The sequence below is a fragment of the Pelagimonas sp. genome (assembly GCF_058892305.1).
Genome location: NZ_JBZXVN010000035.1, coordinates 62,259 through 79,270, shown reverse-complemented (window position 1 = coordinate 79,270; position 17,012 = coordinate 62,259). Strand labels below are relative to the sequence as shown.

Sequence of the window (17,012 nt, the reverse complement as noted above, 5' to 3'; positions counted from 1 at the left end):
CAGACCCATGCGCGCAGAAGCACAGAACAATGTCGATAAGATCGAGAAATCGCTCGAATTGCTGCGCCAGAGATTGGATTGGGACACTGCGCCACACCGGCTTGAAGAGTTCAATGCCCGCGTTGAGGACCCGAACCTGTGGGATGATCCCGAGGCGGCGCAAAAGCTGATGCGCGATCGCCAGATGCTTGTTGATGCGATGGAGACCTATACCTCGATCAAGCAAGAGATGGCCGACAATGTCGAGATGATTGAGCTTGGCGAAATGGAAGATGACGCCGAAGTTGTTTCCGATGCCGAAGACGCGCTTGCGGCGCTGACTGAAAAGGCCGCCAAGAAAGAACTTGAGGCCTTGTTGGACGGCGAAGCCGATGCCAACGATACGTTTTTGGAAATCAACTCAGGGGCCGGTGGCACTGAAAGCTGTGATTGGGCCAGCATGTTGGCGCGGATGTATGTGCGTTGGGCCGAAGCGCATGGCTATGACGTTGAACTGCAGTCTGAAAGCGCCGGTGAAGAGGCGGGGATCAAATCCGCCGCTTACAAGATTTCCGGTCACAATGCGTATGGCTGGTTAAAGTCCGAAAGCGGTGTGCACCGTCTTGTGCGGATTTCGCCGTTTGATAGTGCAGCCAAGCGGCATACGTCTTTTACTTCGGTCAAAGTTTATCCGGTGGTGGATGACAATATCGAGATTGAGGTCAACCCTGCCGATATTCGCATTGATACCTATCGCTCGTCAGGTGCGGGAGGTCAGCACGTGAACACCACAGATTCCGCGGTCCGGATTACCCACCATCCAACTGGGATTGTGGTGACATCTTCCGAAAAGTCGCAGCACCAAAACCGGGACATCGCCATGAAGGCGCTGAAATCACGTTTGTACCAAATGGAGTTGGACAAGCGATCTGCGCTTGTGAACGAAGTGCATGAAAATGCCGGGGACGCCGGTTGGGGTAACCAAATTCGCTCTTACGTCTTGCAGCCCTATCAAATGGTCAAAGACCTGCGAACCAACTACGAGACGTCCGACACCAAAGGTGTTTTGGATGGGGATCTCGACGGGTTGATGGCCGCGACCTTGGCGCTTCAGGTATCCGGGAAAAGCCGCGCTGATGCGCAGGGCGACGTTTAACCGACCCTTTCGGTTCTTTTACCTCCAGATTGGCTTGGTGCTACAAATTCCGTGTACGGAATTTGGGCGTCAAGGTTCGACTGGGGCGTCGCTATTGTCGCATGCGACGCTTGTGGGCTGTGTAATTCTTGCGTGACATCCTCATATCCGCTTTAGTGAATGAAATTTAGGACTTGTCTCAGGGAGGAGGGGACATGCCCGATACACCAAAGCCCGGCGTTCCAACGCTGTCGGATGTGACGTTTGAGCATTTAAAAACTGCGCTAGCGCGGGGCTGGGCAGATTTGACAAAGGCCCCGATTTTCGCGATCGCATTCGCGGGGACCTATGTTTTGTGTGGCTGGCTTATGGCTTGGATCACCTGGTGGACAGGTCAAAGCTATTGGATGGTTTTTGCGGCGATCGGATTCCCGCTCATCGCACCGTTTTTTGCCGTCGGCCTTTATGATGTCAGCCGTCGGATCGAGCAGGGGCGCCCCTTGGATTGGCCGGAAATCCTTTCGGTTATCTTGCGGCAATCCAAACGCCAGTTGCCGTCGATATGTGCCATCATCATCGTTGTGTTTTTGTTTTGGTTCTTTGTCGCGCATATGATCTTTGCGCTTTTTATGGGCCTAGCGACCATGACAAATGTTTCCAGTTCCTTTGACGTTTACCTGTCAACGGACGGGATCACTATGTTGACCGTTGGCACTTTGGTTGGCGCTGTTTTTGCCTCGGTACTTTATATGATTACGGTGCTGGCGCTGCCGATGTTGCTTGATCGTGAGATCGATTTTGTGACCGCGATGATCACGTCATTCCAATATGTTCAAGCCCATCCTGTCGTCATGTTTGCCTGGGCCGGGTTCATCGCTGTCTTTACCTTTTTGTCGATGTTACCTGGTTTCGTTGGCTTGTTCTTGTCTCTGCCGCTTTTGGGCCATTCCACTTGGCATCTCTATGACATGTTGGCCTATGGCTCAGATGGCGATCCCGCTTAGTACGGCGGGTACAAAAGAAAAGGGTCGGCAAATATGCCAACCCTTTCCCGTGCGAGTGTGACCTACCGCTGGCGGCTTTAGGTAAAGCTTTGTCCAACTTTCAGCAGGTTCTTGTGGTAGGGCACAAGGCCCTCTTGGTCGCAGAACCCAGAGACACGCGCCGCAGCCAATACTTTGGCGGTATTTGTTCCCAGATGTTCATAGACCAGACGTTCAACGCGGCGGCCTGCCACGTTCTCCCGTACGGTGCGGGTCACATAGCCGACCCAAAAGTTGTTCTCGAACGATGGAATGCGTGCGAGGTAGTTAAAAGATGTGGTGGCCGAGCCTTTGCGGCTCACGAGGGCGGCGACACCGTCCTCTTGAGGTAGGATCGCGCCCCGGAATTCTCGTGTACCAGGATCGGTGGGCAAACCTTGCTGGCTCATGGCGTCTTTGGCTTCAAACCCCTTTAGGAATGTGTTGTTGCCGCGACGAAAAACGTAGATTAGCCCCTGCACATACATTTGATCTTCCATGAAGCTGCGGCGTGCAAACCTGTAAAAACCACTTGGAAAATCGGCTTCTTCGAGTTTTCGGGAGGCACCGGTCACATATTCGGCAATTGCAGGATCGGTAAGCAAGCCTGCGGAGGTATTTTCGATCTTTTCGACCGGTTCCAGCAAGATGCGCGCGTCGACCTGAAAATAGGAACAAATGCGGTGTAACACATCTGGACGTGGGAAGCTCTCGCCGGCCAAATAACGATTGTATTGTGTCCGGTTGACCCCCAAATCGCGGCAAAGCGCGGAAATAGACGCCGCTTGATTGGACAGCTGACGCAGGTTGGCACCAAGCATGCTACGAAGCTCGGCCGGGCTTGGGCGTTTTGAGAGGCTTTTGGTTTGATCGGAGGGCATACGCCTTCTCTTTCTGATTGTTAGTGTCGCCAACTTCGAACCTTAGCGGGAGTTCTGTCCCAAATTGTCACAAGGGGTGGTGCTACTTGGCGTCAACCCTGATGCTTACTGGCACCAAAGGTGCAGATTTACGTCACAAAAATCAAGGACCCGACGCGGGAAAAATCGTATTCGATGTAAAAAGTTTCGGTCACTTTAAAGGGGAAATAACCAAAGAGTGCGTCATGGAAGAACGGATGTATGGGGTTGTCCTCTGGGCAGACGAGTTGGATAGCAAAGCTGTCATCTGGTGTGAGGATCACGGTAACCTAGCCTATTACGCGGCGGCTGAGTCTTGCATGCACCGCGGGATGGCACTGGACGCAGGTGATTTGATCCAGTTCGATCTGCAGGAGGAGCGTGATTGTCGATTGGCTCGTAACTTGCAACATGTGAATTCGGGCTACGCACCAGACATTGCCATGAACCTGCAAGGAAAACAGGCAGGTGATGCAAGCAACGTGGTCCAATTTCCGTCGGCACGGGCGTGCTGACCTAAGCGGGTCTAACAAAAAGGCACCCAAATTGGGTGCCTTTGTTGTTGTATCAATATCTAAGGTATAACGGCGGTTGTATCAGGTGCCGCGTGCAAGGGCCGCCACGCCGGTTCGCGCGACTTCTTCAAGGCCAAGAGGGCGCATCAAATCTGCAAAGGCGTCGATCTTGTCGGGCGTTCCTGTGATTTGAAACACAAAGCTTTCCAAGGTCGAATCAACGACATTGGCGCGGAAGATATCCGCCAATCTGAGCGCTTCGACGCGTTTGTCGCCGGTTCCAGTCACTTTTAGCAAAGCCAACTCGCGTTCGACCGAGCTTCCTTCGACGGTCAAGTCGTGGACTTCGTGCACCTCAACGATTCGGCCCAATTGAGCTTTTATTTGTTCAATAACCTGTGGCGTGCCGGTGGTGACAACGGTGATGCGCGACAGGTGACCTTCGTGGTCAATCTCGGCAACCGTTAGACTTTCGATGTTGTACCCACGTCCAGAAAACAAACCAATCACACGCGCCAATACGCCGGGTTCATTTTCGACCAAAACTGCCAATGTATGGGTTTCTTGAATGTCCGAAAAAGTGGGGCGTAGATTATAGGCCGAGTGCTTGCTCGACCCCTTTTTTATCTTTAGCGGCGACATGTCGGGCCTTTTCGTAAAGTTGCTTGGAAACTGCTTGCATACTTAAACAATACTTCACGCCAATGCGCCAGTGTCAAAGCCAGTTTGAATGCGGTTCAAAACAGGCTTTGTAATGAAGGATGGGGCCCATACTCGGCCTCCGATTGGTGGCTTTGAAGAGGTTTTAAAGGACATGCCTGGCGAGGTGGCCGGCGTGCTAGGTGTTTTGCCGCTTTGGTTCTGGGAAACAGATGCGGATCATCGGTTTAGCTATTTTTCTGAAAGCTGGGAACGGCTAACGAATTCAAACGCTGGCATTTATCTTGGGATGTCGCGGCGTGATTATTTTTACGGCCTGACAGAGTTAAGCGATACAGCCCGACAACATCTTGACGATTTGGACAACCATCGACCGTTTCGTGATTTCACTTACCGACACGACTTCTTACACGGACGTATGAATTGGGTCACAACAAGTGGTGATCCTATCTTTGATGATAGTGGTGCGTTCCTTGGCTACCGGGGCGCAGCCATGATTCTTTCAGGATCGGTCACCGGATCAAAAACTGCCGTTGAGGCCGAAAAAGAGTTGTTGGAACGTACAAGCAACTTGGAACGCGCCATTGCCAAACGACAAGCCGAAATGGAAGAGGCCAATCAACTTATGTCCGAGGTCGTTGAGGCCATGAATGAGGGCTTGTTGGTGACCTCCGGCACCGACGCCGGGGACCCGAATAACCGGATTATTCTTACCAACAAAGCCTATCGAAATCTGTTCAACCTTAGTGATGACGACATCAAACCGGGTATGCCTTTAAGTGAATACCTGCATTTACTGGCGCGGCGCGGCGACACTGCACGCGTGTTACAACAAGCGCGAGATGTGAACCAATTATTGGCCGCGGGTGAAACCGTGATGATGGAGGTTCCAAGCACCAATAAATTCTTTCACACCACCGCGGCCAAACGACCGTCGGGGGGCTATGTTCTCGTCCATACCGACGTCACCGACATGCAAGAACATACCTTCGAACTGGCAAGAGCGCGCGATGCCGCCGAAGTTGCGAACCAAACGAAATCCAATTTCCTTGCAACAATGAGTCACGAAATCCGGACGCCGATGAATGGCATTGTCGGCATGGCGGATCTTTTGGCCGAGACTCACCTTGACGGTGAACAAAAGGAATTCGTCGATACAATTCGTGGTTCTGCCGTGGCTTTGACGGCGTTGATTTCTGATATTCTCGATTTTTCCAAAATCGAGGCCGGTCGATTGGAATTGGCCCAAGAACCGTTTGATATCCGAAATTTGGCCCAGGAAATCAGAGACCTACTGAACCCACTGGTGTTGGGTAAAAATTTGGCTCTGCTCATTGATGTCGAAGAGAACGTACCGCAAGTTCTGGTCGGCGATGCGTTGCGCGTTAGGCAAGTTTTGCTAAACCTTCTTGGGAATGCAGTAAAATTCACCGAGACGGGTCAGGTTCTTTTACGGATCGCGTACGCAGAAACATTGGAAATCATTGTAAAAGACACCGGGATCGGCATTCCAACAGATCAGCTTAACACCGTTTTCGACCCATTTGAGCAAGTGGATAGCAGTCAATCCCGCGCGCACCAAGGAACCGGTCTTGGCTTGGCAATTACCAAGCGGTTGGTTGGCGTAATGCAAGGGAGCATTTCGGTTTCGTCACGTTTAGGGCAGGGGACCGAAATCGCCCTGTCCTTGCCACTCAGACCTGGTTCTGTGACAAAAACTCTAACAGTGCAGCCTAAAGAGGACCGTGTTGATTTGGCGGGAACCCGGGTTCTTGTTGTTGAAGACAACAAAACCAACCAATTGGTCGTGCGCCGAATTCTGGAACGCTGTGGTGTCGACATTACCTTGGCCAACAACGGTAGAGAAGCCGTTGAATTATACAAGCCAGAGGCATTTGACTTGATTCTAATGGATATTTCCATGCCGGTGATGACAGGATTGGAAGCATGCCGTGAAATTAGGGCCCGCCAGCTCAATCTAGGTTGGCCGTTTCGTCCAATTGTCGCCTTGACTGGCAATGCCTTTGGCAAAGATCACGATGACGCTATGGCGGCTGGCATGGATGGGTTTTTAACCAAACCAGTGCGCAGAAAAGAGCTTTTGAAATCGTTATCGTATCATCTGCAAATCGAAGACCAAGCGGAACACCCGGTATTGGCGATCTTGAGACACAAACAGGCCGTACAAAAAGACTAAGCCCGCCTCAGAAAGGCGGGCTTTGATGTTATAATAGCGGAGCGGCCTTAAACCAGAACGGCTCCGGAATTGCCGATCGCATCTTTGGTCGAGGCCTCACCAAGCAGCATCTTGTTGTGCGGTTCACCCGATGGGATCATCGGGAAACAGTTTTCGTGTTTCTCGACCAAACAATCAAAGATCACCGGGCCGTCGTAGTTGACCATTTCCATGATCGCGTCATCCAAATCGGCTGGGTCCTTGCACTGAATCCCCTTGGCACCAAAGGCTTCGGCCAGTTTTACAAAGTCGGGCAGGGCTTCGGACCAGCTGTGGGAATAACGCTCGCCATGCAGCAGCTCCTGCCACTGACGCACCATGCCAAGGCGTTCATTGTTTAAAATGAACTGTTTGACCGGCAGACGGAACTGAATGGCCGTGCCCATTTCCTGCATGTTCATCAGCCACGAAGCTTCGCCCGCGACGTTGACAACCAAGGCTTCGGGATGCGCAACCTGAACCCCGATTGAGGCCGGAAAACCATAGCCCATCGTGCCCAGGCCACCGGACGTCATCCAACGGTTTGGATCTTCAAAACCCAAGTATTGTGCGGCCCACATCTGGTGTTGGCCAACTTCGGTACAGACGTAACGGTCCATGCCTTTGGTCAGCTCTTCGAACCGGGCCAAAGCCTGTTGTGGCTTGATTGTCGGACCTTCCTGTTTGAAATCCAAACAGTTGATCTTGCGCCATTCATCAATCTGAGCAACCCAACGGGCGATGCCATCGCGGTTTACTTTGCGTCCACGGGCCTTCCAGATCCGAAGAATGTCTTCGAGAACATGACCCACATCACCAACAATCGGGATGTCGGTTTTGATGACTTTGTTGATCGACGAGGGATCAATGTCGATATGGGCTTTGATTGAATTCGGGCTAAACGCATCTAGACGGCCGGTGATCCGATCGTCAAAACGCGCGCCGATGTTTATCATCAAATCACAGCCATGCATGGCAAGGTTGGCCTCATAAAGACCGTGCATGCCCAACATGCCCAACCAACCCTTGCCCGAGGCAGGATAAGCGCCAAGCCCCATAAGGGTCGACGTGATTGGAATACCCGTCGCATCAACCAACTCGCGCAGCAATTGAGACGCACCCGGACCAGAGTTGATCACGCCGCCACCGGTGTAAAACACTGGACGTTCGGCATTTTCAATGGCTTCAACCAATTGCGTAATCGTCTCAACGTCACCTTTAACAGGTGGCTGGTAGTGGCTTGCTGAGGCTTTGGGTTTTGGCGTGTAGGTCGCCGAAGCGAACTGTACATCTTTTGGGATGTCGATCAAAACCGGGCCGGGCCGCCCCGAAGTGGCCACATGGAACGCCTCATGAATCATACCCGACAATTTGTCTGTCTCCTTGACCAGCCAATTGGCCTTGGTACAGGGACGGGTGATGCCAACGGTGTCGGCCTCCTGAAAGGCATCTGAGCCGATCATAAAGGTCGGTACCTGACCAGTCAGAACAACCAACGGGATCGAGTCAAGCAACGCGTCGGTGATACCGGTTACCGCATTTGTGGCACCGGGGCCCGAGGTCACAAGAACAACACCCGGCTTGCCGGTCGAGCGCGCATAACCTTCGGCCGCGTGAACCGCACCTTGTTCATGACGCACCAGAATATGGCGAATGTCGTTTTGTTGGAAAATTTCGTCATAGATCGGTAGGACTGCGCCGCCGGGGTATCCGAACACTGTGTCCACGCCCTGATCCTTGAGCGCTTGTACCACCATTTTCGCACCGGTCATTTGACCACTCATCGCACTTCTCCGTCTACGATTTTTTCCAATGTTACGCGCATAAAAAAGCCCCCGTCGGTCCGGCGGGGGCGCATGGGTCCTTAAAAGGGTGTCCGTTACCGGCCCATGCGCTGTTTTCCTACAATGACGACTAGAGCAGTCATGCCCAAGGCTCCTTTAAATCACGTGCGCGGACGTTATGGCAGACCGGACGGGGCGTCAACAGGGAATGATGTGAAAAATATGTCGCGTGAACCGGATGTTTCTTTGCAGTTGTTGCGCGCGTCGGGGTGTTGAGCGACATTTGTGGAACTTTGACCTATGCGGTGTGGGCGTTTTCATCTCCAACACGGTGTCGCGCGTCGGGGCTGCGGCGAAACAGCACTCATATGATGTGCGTGAGCGCACAGAAGCTTGAATTGCATTTTTCATCCTACGTCAGTTAAAACTAAACCAACAAGTTCAGTTACCTTTTGAAAGAGGGAATCCCATGTTGCGTAGTCACCGATTCAGAGATTTTGATGTTTGCAAGGCCTTGTCATTGGTTGCGTTGATTTTGGTCGCCACAACCACGCAAGGGGGGCTTTAGGGGCAAGACCCCAACGATATTTGCAGGTTCTCGCCGATTTGAGACACGACAAGCGGAAACTGGCCATTGAATCTGCCTTTGCAACAATTGCGCGCGGCAACGTGAATTGTGTCGTGATCGAAAATAGAGGCATCATAAACCAACAACGCAGACAACCTGTGAGGACATCATGACACGCAATTTGTTTCAAAGAGATTTCACGTTGGCCCGTGCCGCCATCTTGGCGGTTCTGATGGCCTTTGCGGTTTTTGTTGGTGAGGTTCCGGGCGCGACGAATGATTTGGCAAAGGAACAGGGGTCCGGTGCACGAATCCTACCAGCTGTGATTCATTTGTTTAGTGACGATTGTGACGACACCGAAATTGGCGTGCAGCTTTAAGGTGAACCTTTTGCCACCTGAATAGACTTTTGGGCGAAACGCGTTGCATGAAATACCCAAATAGACACATCATGTGCCCCTTTATACGCTTTTCGTGCCTCTTTCAGTGACCTGTGTGGTAACGCATGATTCACACAGATTAAGAAAAACGCAGTGACTTGGGCATAGCCAAGTCGCGACAAGGGGCAAAAATGACTTTTTCAAACGCAATGAAAACGCTGGGCGTTTCGGCTTTGGTGTTTACGGTTTCAGGGTGCGAGTATTTGGATTTTACCGGCAATGACACGCGTCTCAAGCGCATTGAGGTGTCGTCCCAAGAATGTCAGGAACGCGGTGGCGTAACGGTTGTCGCAAGCTCAGGTGAGCAAATTTGCCGGATTGACGCGGATAATTATAATGAAGCCGTCGCAGGTGCCCCAGCCGTTGCCGCTGCTGCATCATCTAGTGCCACCGGGGCAGGAACCGCCGCTGCGGTCGCGGGTCTTGGGTTGGTTATGGTTTTGGCCGTTTCCGACAGTGCCTCGGGCACACGCTAATCAAAGCTAGGTACATTTTATCAACAACCTGTCCACATTATGTGGGTGGTTTTTTTTGTGTTTCTAGGTGTTTTCAGATCAATCAACAGCGCTTAGAGATTGGTGCTTGTTCCCTGTAAAACCCCATATTCCAAGGCATAACGGGTCAGGCCTGCTGTGGTGCTAATCCCAAGTTTACGTTTGATATTTTTGCGATGGGTTTCGACCGTGCGTACAGAAATATCCAACACAACCGCCACTTCTTTGTTTGATTTCCCCTGTGCCAATTGCAACAACACCGTTTGTTCGCGATTGGTAAGAGGTTCTCGGTGGCTATCAGATGGTGCCAACGCACCTTCGGCCCCAGTACAGAGGTAGACTTCTCCGGCCATCACCGCATCAATCGCCGTTTTTATTTCCTCGGTCGGAACATCCTTGAGCACATAGCCGCGTGCACCATGATTGAGCGCGGTGTTGATGTATTCGGGGCTGTCATGCATTGATAACACAAGAATGCGGGTGTTTGAGGCTTTCTCGAGGATCATTTCCGTGGCGGACAATCCCCCCAGACCCGGCATGTTCAGGTCCATCAATATCACATTCGGGGCCAGTGTTTCGAGCTGATCAACCATGGCTTTGCCATCTGACAAAGTCGCGACAACCAAAATGTCGTCATAACTGTCCAGAATGGCTTCGATGCCTTCGGCCACCATTGGGTGATCGTCAACGATAACAACGCGGGTCTGCTTTCTCATGCGCGGGCCTTTGCTTTGCTGCTGCCATCCTTTTCGGGCGGAAGCATATGGGTCAGCGGAACTTGTGCCTCGATAACGGTCCCTGATTTGCTCGACAAGACCCTGAGCGTCCCACCGAGCTGTTCCATGCGTTCCTGCATATTGCGCAATCCGATTCCGGGGCCGGTTGTGTCGCGGGTTTCTTCGACCCCGCAACCATTGTCTTCGACCCGCAGAGTGCCGCCGGTGCGATGACCGCGCAGCAAAACGCTGACTCGTGTCGCACCGGAATGGCGCTCGACATTTGTAAGGGCTTCTTGAGCGATACGATACAGGGCGATTTTGGCATCCTGGCTAAGGCGATTGCGAAACACTGCGGTTTCAAAGTGGGTTTCAACACCGGTGCGGGTGCGAAAATCATCAGTCAAAGCGTGAAGGGCAGGGCCCAAACCGAGATCGTCGAGAACGCCGGGGCGCAAATCACGGCTGATCCGGCGAACTTCGTTGATGGCCTGACCAAGGTTATCAATGCCCTTGTCCAACGTGTCTTGGGCGCGATCATCGCCTTGGCTAAACCGGCGTTTGGTCACATCCAGCGCATATTTCACCCCAACAAGGATTTGGCTGATCCCATCATGTAATTCACGGGCCACGCGGCCGCGTTCTTCTTCTTGGGTGTCAAAAACCCGCTGTGTCAGCTCTTTGAGTTTGGCATCTGCCAGCCGTCGTTCTCGGATATTGATGAACAACCCCGACATGAACACAACCAACAACGCCGCAAGGGTGATCACGCCAATATATAGGAAGGTGCGCTGGACCCGGGTTTTGACTTCGGCGCGAGTGGCGGCAACCGACGCAACAATGTCGTCTATAAAAACCCCGGTTCCAACCGCCCATCGCCATGACGGAAAGGAGGTCACATAAGTGATCATCCGCGCCTCAACCCCGGTCGAGGGTTTGGGCCAAAGATGCTCAACATATCCAGCGCCACTTCGGGCGGTCCATAGGAATTCGGCAACCACTGGGGTGCCTTCGCTGTCTTTGTAGTCAAGCCAGTTCTTGTTGATCAATTCGGTCTGACGCGGAGAAACGATGTTGTTGCCATCATAGTCGTAAACAAAAAAGAAGCCTTCATCGCCGTAGATCATCGCCGCCAGGATTTGTTTAACCTGCTTTTGTGCCAGGTCATCATTCGGCGCGGCAGAGCCATAGACAAAGTAAAACCCGTTCCGGGCTTGGGTCACATAATTTCGCAACTCGCGCTTTTTGGCTTCGATAAGCTGGGCTTCAAGACTGTGGATTTCCCGTTCAGCAAGGGCACGAGACTGGGCGGCGACCAGAAACGAAATAGCGGAGACAGCAAGGATCAACGGCACCGAGGCCAGAAGAAACATCTTCTGACCATAGGAAATGCGGATGCGGTTGAACCAACGGGCCATACCAGCGACCTAAAGCAGCTTGGCCACAAATACAAATATGCGAAGTGCTATCGCGTCAACACACCGCCAATCATCGCCACTAGCGCGACAAGATGGACTAGGATTAGCGCCTTGTCGCGCCAGAAAATCCCGACCGCAAGCCAGCCAAACAGTCCAACAAGAAAGAAGCCGATATTCAATGAAAGCCACCCCATTCCAGTCGCCGTGTAACCGATGATTTGGGCAAATGAGGCTGTCCACTTCAAGGCATCAACCGTTCGGTCATTTCGAGGGCGAAGGACATGGATGAGAAGATTTGACCGGTCCAGCATGGCGATAAATTCCATATGTAATTATTGGGCAGAGTCGCGGTCTAAGTCATTGTGCAAGTGCAGAAAATGTACATTTTCTGCTTTATGACAGTAGAAAAACTACACTCTTGTGGCTTTTGTCAGGGGAGGAATGGCGGACTATCGTTCGCGGGGGTTCAGTTTTGATACTTTTGGTTTCAAAATTTCGGAAAGATGCAAGCTCCGCCTATTTTTGTTCACAACTCCGTATCAGTGGGTATTCCCCTCCGTAGCGTCACGCCCTAGGCTCGGGTCACTTTCAAAGATCCGCGCGCGGGTGGGGAGCCCACGTGCACTAAAAATACCCATGGGAGGATATTACATGGATCGCCGTTCTTTTCTAAAGGCCTCGACCGTTGGCGCAGCAGGTGCTGCGGCCGCGTCCACATTGGCCGCCCCGGCATACGCTCAGGGCAACCGCACTTTGACAATGGTAACATCTTGGCCACGCGGCTTTGCTGTTCTGGATGACGCTGCAACTTACCTCGAAAACATGGTTGCCGAAATGTCCGGCGGTAGCCTGACAATCGACAAAAAAGCGCCTGGCGAGCTTGTTGGCGCTCTGGAAGTGTTTGACGCTGTGTCTTCGGGCCAAGCAGACATGTACCACTCGGCCGACTACTATTACATCGGTCAGCACCCAGGCTACGCCTATTTCACCGCTGTTCCCTTCGGCGGCACCGCGCAGGAAGTGTCGAACTGGTACTACCATGGTGGTGGTGAGCAGTTGCATGACGAGCTTGGCGAAGTCTTCAACCTCAAAGGCCTGCTGGCAGGTAACTCCGGGTCACAGTCCGGTGGCTGGTTCCGCAAGGAAATCAACTCGGCGGATGACTTCAACGGTCTGAAATTCCGCATGCCTGGCCTTGGCGGCAAGGTTCTGGGTAAACTGGGCGCATCTGTTCAGAACATCCCAGGTGGCGAGCTTTATCAGGCGTTGTCGTCTGGTGCTCTGGACGGTCTTGAGTGGGTTGGCCCAATGGCCGACGAACGCGCCGGCTTCCAAGAAGTTGCGAAAATCTACTATACAGCGGGCTTCCACGAGCCGGGTTCAGCTCTGGCATCCTCCGTCAACCTCGACGTTTGGAACGAGCTGTCTGACCAGCACAAAGCGATCCTGCGCTACGCCTCTATGGCCGTAACCCAGTACCAGCTGGCTGAAACTCTGGCCAACAACGGTGCCGCTTTGGCCCGTCTACAGGCGCAGGGCGTGAAGACCCTTCAGTTCTCTGACGACGTTTGGGATGCCTTCGGTGCCGCGTCCAAAGAAGTCATGGACGAAAACATGGATGACGAACTGTTCGCGAAAATCCGCGCTTCGTTCGAAGAGTCCCTGGCCCAGTCCGCAAGCTGGATCAACAAATCGGACGGTTACTACGTTCAGCAGCGCGTACGCGTTCTGGGCGGCTAAGCCGATCTTTGACATTTTGGAAAGGCCCCTGCACGTCGGGGGCCTTTTCGCACATCAGGTCAGCAGACCCGAAGCAAGAGATACACCCGGTCGAGCGGGCTAAGGGGGACAATCATGGAAGAAACTGGCGCAGGCGGCCTTGGGGCTGCTATCGGCGCCGTTGGCGATGGGCTCATCTGGACCTTTCAAAATATCGCCATGGCGTTTTACAATTTCGGATACGCGGTCACGCATCCGCAGCTTTGGCTGGATTGGAGCAACAAAGAAGCGGTGATGCGCTTTGTGTATTACGGTGGCTCCGTCGAATTCTTCTTTGTTTGTATCACTGTTTTCTTGGTGATCTTTGCTGTTGGCCTATGGCGCAACACCTTCTTATGGGGCGTCGTGCGCGTTCTGGAAGGTTTTGCCAACACCATTGGCCGTTTGGCGGCTTGGGCCGGCCTTTTGATGGTGCTTCAACAGGTTATCATCGTCTTTATGCAGCGGATTTTTACCCGGCCTGACATTGTGTTTGGCTTTGGCGTGCCGTTGCAATTCGACATTTCCTGGTATGGCGAAGAACTCAAGCTTTATAACGCCATTGTTGTGGCCCTATGCCTGACCTACACCTTTGTTCAGGGTGGCCATGTGAGGGTTGACCTTGTCTATTCCGCCGTGAGTTTCCGGGTGAAACGTGTCATCGACATGTTCGGGTCGATGTTCTTTATGATCCCGATGGCGACGTTGATCTGGATGTATTCCTGGTACTTCATGTGGCGTCATCTGATCACACCGAAACCCGCCGCGTCTAACACGCTGGAACTTTTGATGAAAAAGTCCAAGCTGATGAAATGGAACGTGGAAACCATCGGCTTTAGCCCCAACGGGTTTAACGGTTACTTCCTGTTCAAAATCCTGATGGTTATCATGGTTGGCATGATCTTCATTCAGGCTTGGTGCTTCTTCTTCCGGTCCTATCTGGAATGGAAAGAAGGCCCTGAATCCGAAGCGAAACACTTTGACAAAGATGTGCTGGAAGAGGGCGAAGAGCCCTACGACCACGCAGAATTCTGAGAGGCTGACACACCATGTTGTTTGGACTTGATGGCGTCGAGATCGGCCTGATCATCGTCTTTCTGACGCTCTTTTCCGCGATCCTTTCCGGCTTTCCGGTGGCCTTTGCCATCGGTGGGGCAGGGATCATATCCTTTGGCATTATCGCCGCTCTTGATAGCGCCGGTTTGCTAATTCACCATGCAATCGACACCGGTTCCGATGCCTATAACGCACTGGTCGCCAGTGGGATGGCGCCCGAGAAAATCTCGGTGTTCCGAAATCCCGACCTGCCGACCGAGGCGCATTCTGTTTTCCCACGCGGCTGGGAATATGCGCTTGATCGCAACGTGTCCTTTATTGTGAACCGCATCAACGAACGTGTGATTGCTGGTCAATCCATCGAAACGCTTCTGGCGGTTTTGATGTTTGTTTTGATGGGCATCGTTCTTGAACGTTCCAAAATTGCAAACGATCTTCTAACGACCATGGCGCGCGTCTTTGGCCCGCTCCCCGGTGGTTTGGCTGTGTCGATTGTTGTTGTTGGCGCCTTCCTTGCTGCGTCAACCGGTATCGTTGGCGCGACTGTTGTCACCATGGGTTTGCTGGCGTTGCCGACCATGTTGCGTAATAATTATTCGCCCGAATTGGCGACTGGCGTCATCGCAGCGTCCGGTACCTTGGGGCAAATCATTCCTCCTTCGATCGTGATTGTTCTGCTCGGCACCTTGGCCGGAGACCTTTATTCGGCAGCGCAAGAAACCCGCGCGGTCGAAGCCGGTTGTACCGATGCTCTGACTTATCTGGGTGAACCTGCGGTTGTGTCGGTTGGGACCTTGTTCCAAGCAGCGCTGGTTCCCGGTGTGATGTTGGCTGGACTCTATGCGGCCTATGCCTTTGGCTTTGCGATGCTGAACCCATCCAAAGCCCCGGCCGTCGCGCTAGGCGAGGGCGGTGGCGAGCCTGTCACACGCGGCGAAGCCTTTACATGGTACCTTGGCATTCCGGTTGCATTGATTGCTGGGGCCATCCTTGGTGCTCAAGTGGGCCTTGTGGGTGATCAATCGACACGCGTCGACAGCTTTACCGATATTGGTCAAGCCGCCAGCTTGCGCACAAACGTTTCCGAAACATGTCAGGCCTCGATGATCGAGCTGCATGGCCAAGACGCTTGGGATGCGGCGATTGCCGAGCAGGCCAAGATTGAATCTTCGGGGGGGGTGCAGGAAAGCCGCCGTTTGTCCGAAGACGAGATCGTTGCTCTGCGCGCTGAAAAAGTGGCAAATGCCGCGCCTATCGGCACTGGTATCATGATTTTGACGGTGATCATGGGGTTGATTTTGGCGATTGCCCGAGGCGTTTCGCCATCGTCTGATCCTATGCCGTTGATGATTGGGGCAGGCGGTTTGGTGCTTGGGTTGTTGGTCGATACGGTTCTGATCTCGCCGACAACAACGTCTGGCTGGACAGTGATCTTTATGTTGATCCCTTGGGCCCTGGCACTTTATGGCTGTAAATTTGCCTTCGTTCGCCTGTCCAAAAATGAGCTGTTGCGCGTTGTCTTCCCACCGTTGGTGCTGATTGTTGCTGTTCTTGGCTCGATCCTTGGCGGGATCACCAACCCGACACCGGCGGCGGCACTTGGCGCGGCGGGTGCAATCATGTTGGCCGCCTATCGTAAATTGGCCGAGCAGGACAGATCGCCAAAGATCATTCTGAACTCGACCTTGGCGGTTCTTGTGATGATCCTGATTGGGGTAAACTTCGATCTGCGCATCAACACATCCGAAGTCAGCTTTGAGAGCTGGGTTGCATTCTTCTTTGCTTATGCGGCCTATCTCTATGCTTTGTTTGGGCTACTGTTCAGCTGTTGGATCTTGTTCAAGGCGGGGGTTCTAAGCCCGGCTGTACGGGAAACAGCGAAAGTGACCAGCATGGTCTTTACCATCCTGATCGCGTCCCAGCTGTTGAACCTTGTGGTGATCTCCTTTGGCGGTGAACATTACATCCAGCAGTTCCTCAAGAGCTTTGACGACGTCGGCACGGTGTTCCTGATCGTGATGCTGGTGTTGTTCATCTTGGGATTTGTTCTCGACTTCCTCGAGATCATTTACATCGTGGTTCCGATTGTTGGCCCGGTCATCTATGGCGCGCATTTCGATCCGAAATGGGTGACCATCATGATTGCGGTGAACCTGCAAACCTCGTTCCTGACACCACCCTTTGGCTTTGCGCTGTTCTACCTACGCGGCGTTGCCCCCAAAGAGGTCACAACCGGCCACATCTATCGTGGTGTGATCCCGTTTGTCTTGATCCAGGTGGTTGGCTTGGCGATCTTGTGGTACTTCCCGTCGATCGTAACCATCGTACCGGATTTGATGTCAAACTGATCTGCT

15 protein-coding genes are annotated in these 17,012 nt (G+C 52.9%); 9 read left to right on the top strand and 6 right to left on the bottom strand.

The genetic code is table 11. The features are described 5' to 3' along the window. Positions 1–7: 7 nt before the first annotated feature. Together prfB and AC5EFR_RS15120 are read left to right on the top strand one after the other, a co-directional pair. Positions 8–1,135 carry a peptide chain release factor 2 gene (prfB, locus tag AC5EFR_RS15125; protein ID WP_493576624.1) on the top strand — a complete coding sequence of 376 codons (1,128 nt, stop codon included), beginning with the start codon at positions 8–10 and terminating at the stop codon, positions 1,133–1,135. Positions 1,136–1,329: 194 nt separating this feature from the next. After that, positions 1,330–2,118, top strand: coding sequence for a DUF2189 domain-containing protein (locus tag AC5EFR_RS15120; protein ID WP_493576623.1), 789 nt, complete (start codon positions 1,330–1,332; stop codon positions 2,116–2,118). A gap of 77 nt (positions 2,119–2,195) precedes the next feature. On the opposite strand, the gene AC5EFR_RS15115 is transcribed toward AC5EFR_RS15120, so the two are convergent. After that, positions 2,196–3,017: a helix-turn-helix domain-containing protein gene (locus AC5EFR_RS15115; RefSeq protein WP_493576622.1), complete on the bottom strand. Its 822-nt coding sequence runs from the start codon at positions 3,015–3,017 to the stop codon at positions 2,196–2,198. 101 nt (positions 3,018–3,118) lie between these two features. Between AC5EFR_RS15115 and AC5EFR_RS15110 the strand changes: the two genes are divergently transcribed. Continuing rightward, positions 3,119–3,550: a hypothetical protein gene (locus AC5EFR_RS15110; protein ID WP_493576621.1), complete on the top strand. Its 432-nt coding sequence runs from the start codon at positions 3,119–3,121 to the stop codon at positions 3,548–3,550. Between the two features lie 81 nt (positions 3,551–3,631). Here AC5EFR_RS15110 and ilvN read toward each other — a convergent pair whose 3' ends face one another. Further along, positions 3,632–4,192, bottom strand: a complete 561-nt coding sequence (ilvN, locus tag AC5EFR_RS15105) for an acetolactate synthase small subunit (RefSeq protein ID WP_493576620.1) — start codon at positions 4,190–4,192, stop codon at positions 3,632–3,634. 88 nt (positions 4,193–4,280) lie between these two features. On the opposite strand from ilvN, the gene AC5EFR_RS15100 reads away from it, so the two are divergent. Further along, positions 4,281–6,407, top strand: coding sequence for a hybrid sensor histidine kinase/response regulator (locus AC5EFR_RS15100; protein WP_493576619.1), 2,127 nt, complete (start codon positions 4,281–4,283; stop codon positions 6,405–6,407). Between the two features lie 47 nt (positions 6,408–6,454). Here AC5EFR_RS15100 and AC5EFR_RS15095 read toward each other — a convergent pair whose 3' ends face one another. Next, on the bottom strand, positions 6,455–8,209 hold the full coding sequence (locus AC5EFR_RS15095) for an acetolactate synthase 3 large subunit (protein ID WP_493576618.1): 1,755 nt from the start codon (positions 8,207–8,209) through the stop codon (positions 6,455–6,457). Between the two features lie 737 nt (positions 8,210–8,946). On the opposite strand from AC5EFR_RS15095, the gene AC5EFR_RS15090 reads away from it, so the two are divergent. Together AC5EFR_RS15090 and AC5EFR_RS15085 are read left to right on the top strand one after the other, a co-directional pair. Further along, entirely contained in the window at positions 8,947–9,156 is a 210-nt protein-coding gene (locus tag AC5EFR_RS15090) for a hypothetical protein (protein WP_493576617.1), read from the top strand. A 191-nt stretch (positions 9,157–9,347) separates the two neighbouring features. Then, complete coding sequence (locus AC5EFR_RS15085; RefSeq protein WP_493576616.1) at positions 9,348–9,692, top strand: hypothetical protein; 345 nt, start codon at positions 9,348–9,350, stop codon at positions 9,690–9,692. Positions 9,693–9,784: 92 nt separating this feature from the next. Here the strand turns inward: AC5EFR_RS15085 and AC5EFR_RS15080 are convergent, their stop codons facing one another. Genes AC5EFR_RS15080 through AC5EFR_RS15070 form a run of 3 tightly spaced genes read right to left on the bottom strand, consistent with a single transcriptional unit; the run spans position 9,785 to position 12,155 of the window. Continuing rightward, entirely contained in the window at positions 9,785–10,426 is a 642-nt protein-coding gene (locus tag AC5EFR_RS15080) for a response regulator transcription factor (protein ID WP_493576615.1), read from the bottom strand. Beyond that, entirely contained in the window at positions 10,423–11,844 is a 1,422-nt protein-coding gene (locus AC5EFR_RS15075; protein ID WP_493576614.1) for a cache domain-containing protein, read from the bottom strand. The genes AC5EFR_RS15080 and AC5EFR_RS15075 overlap by 4 nt, the downstream gene beginning before the upstream one ends. A gap of 47 nt (positions 11,845–11,891) precedes the next feature. Continuing rightward, on the bottom strand, positions 11,892–12,155 hold the full coding sequence (locus AC5EFR_RS15070) for a DUF6552 family protein (RefSeq protein WP_493576667.1): 264 nt from the start codon (positions 12,153–12,155) through the stop codon (positions 11,892–11,894). Between the two features lie 340 nt (positions 12,156–12,495). On the opposite strand from AC5EFR_RS15070, the gene AC5EFR_RS15065 reads away from it, so the two are divergent. From AC5EFR_RS15065 to AC5EFR_RS15055, 3 genes are all read left to right on the top strand, one after another. Continuing rightward, positions 12,496–13,584 carry a TRAP transporter substrate-binding protein gene (locus AC5EFR_RS15065; protein WP_493576613.1) on the top strand — a complete coding sequence of 363 codons (1,089 nt, stop codon included), beginning with the start codon at positions 12,496–12,498 and terminating at the stop codon, positions 13,582–13,584. A gap of 114 nt (positions 13,585–13,698) precedes the next feature. Then, positions 13,699–14,637, top strand: coding sequence for a TRAP transporter small permease subunit (locus AC5EFR_RS15060; RefSeq protein WP_493576612.1), 939 nt, complete (start codon positions 13,699–13,701; stop codon positions 14,635–14,637). Positions 14,638–14,651: 14 nt separating this feature from the next. Continuing rightward, positions 14,652–17,006 (top strand): TRAP transporter large permease, encoded by a 2,355-nt coding sequence (locus tag AC5EFR_RS15055; RefSeq protein WP_493576611.1) that lies wholly within the window; start codon positions 14,652–14,654, stop codon positions 17,004–17,006. Positions 17,007–17,012: the final 6 nt, after the last annotated feature.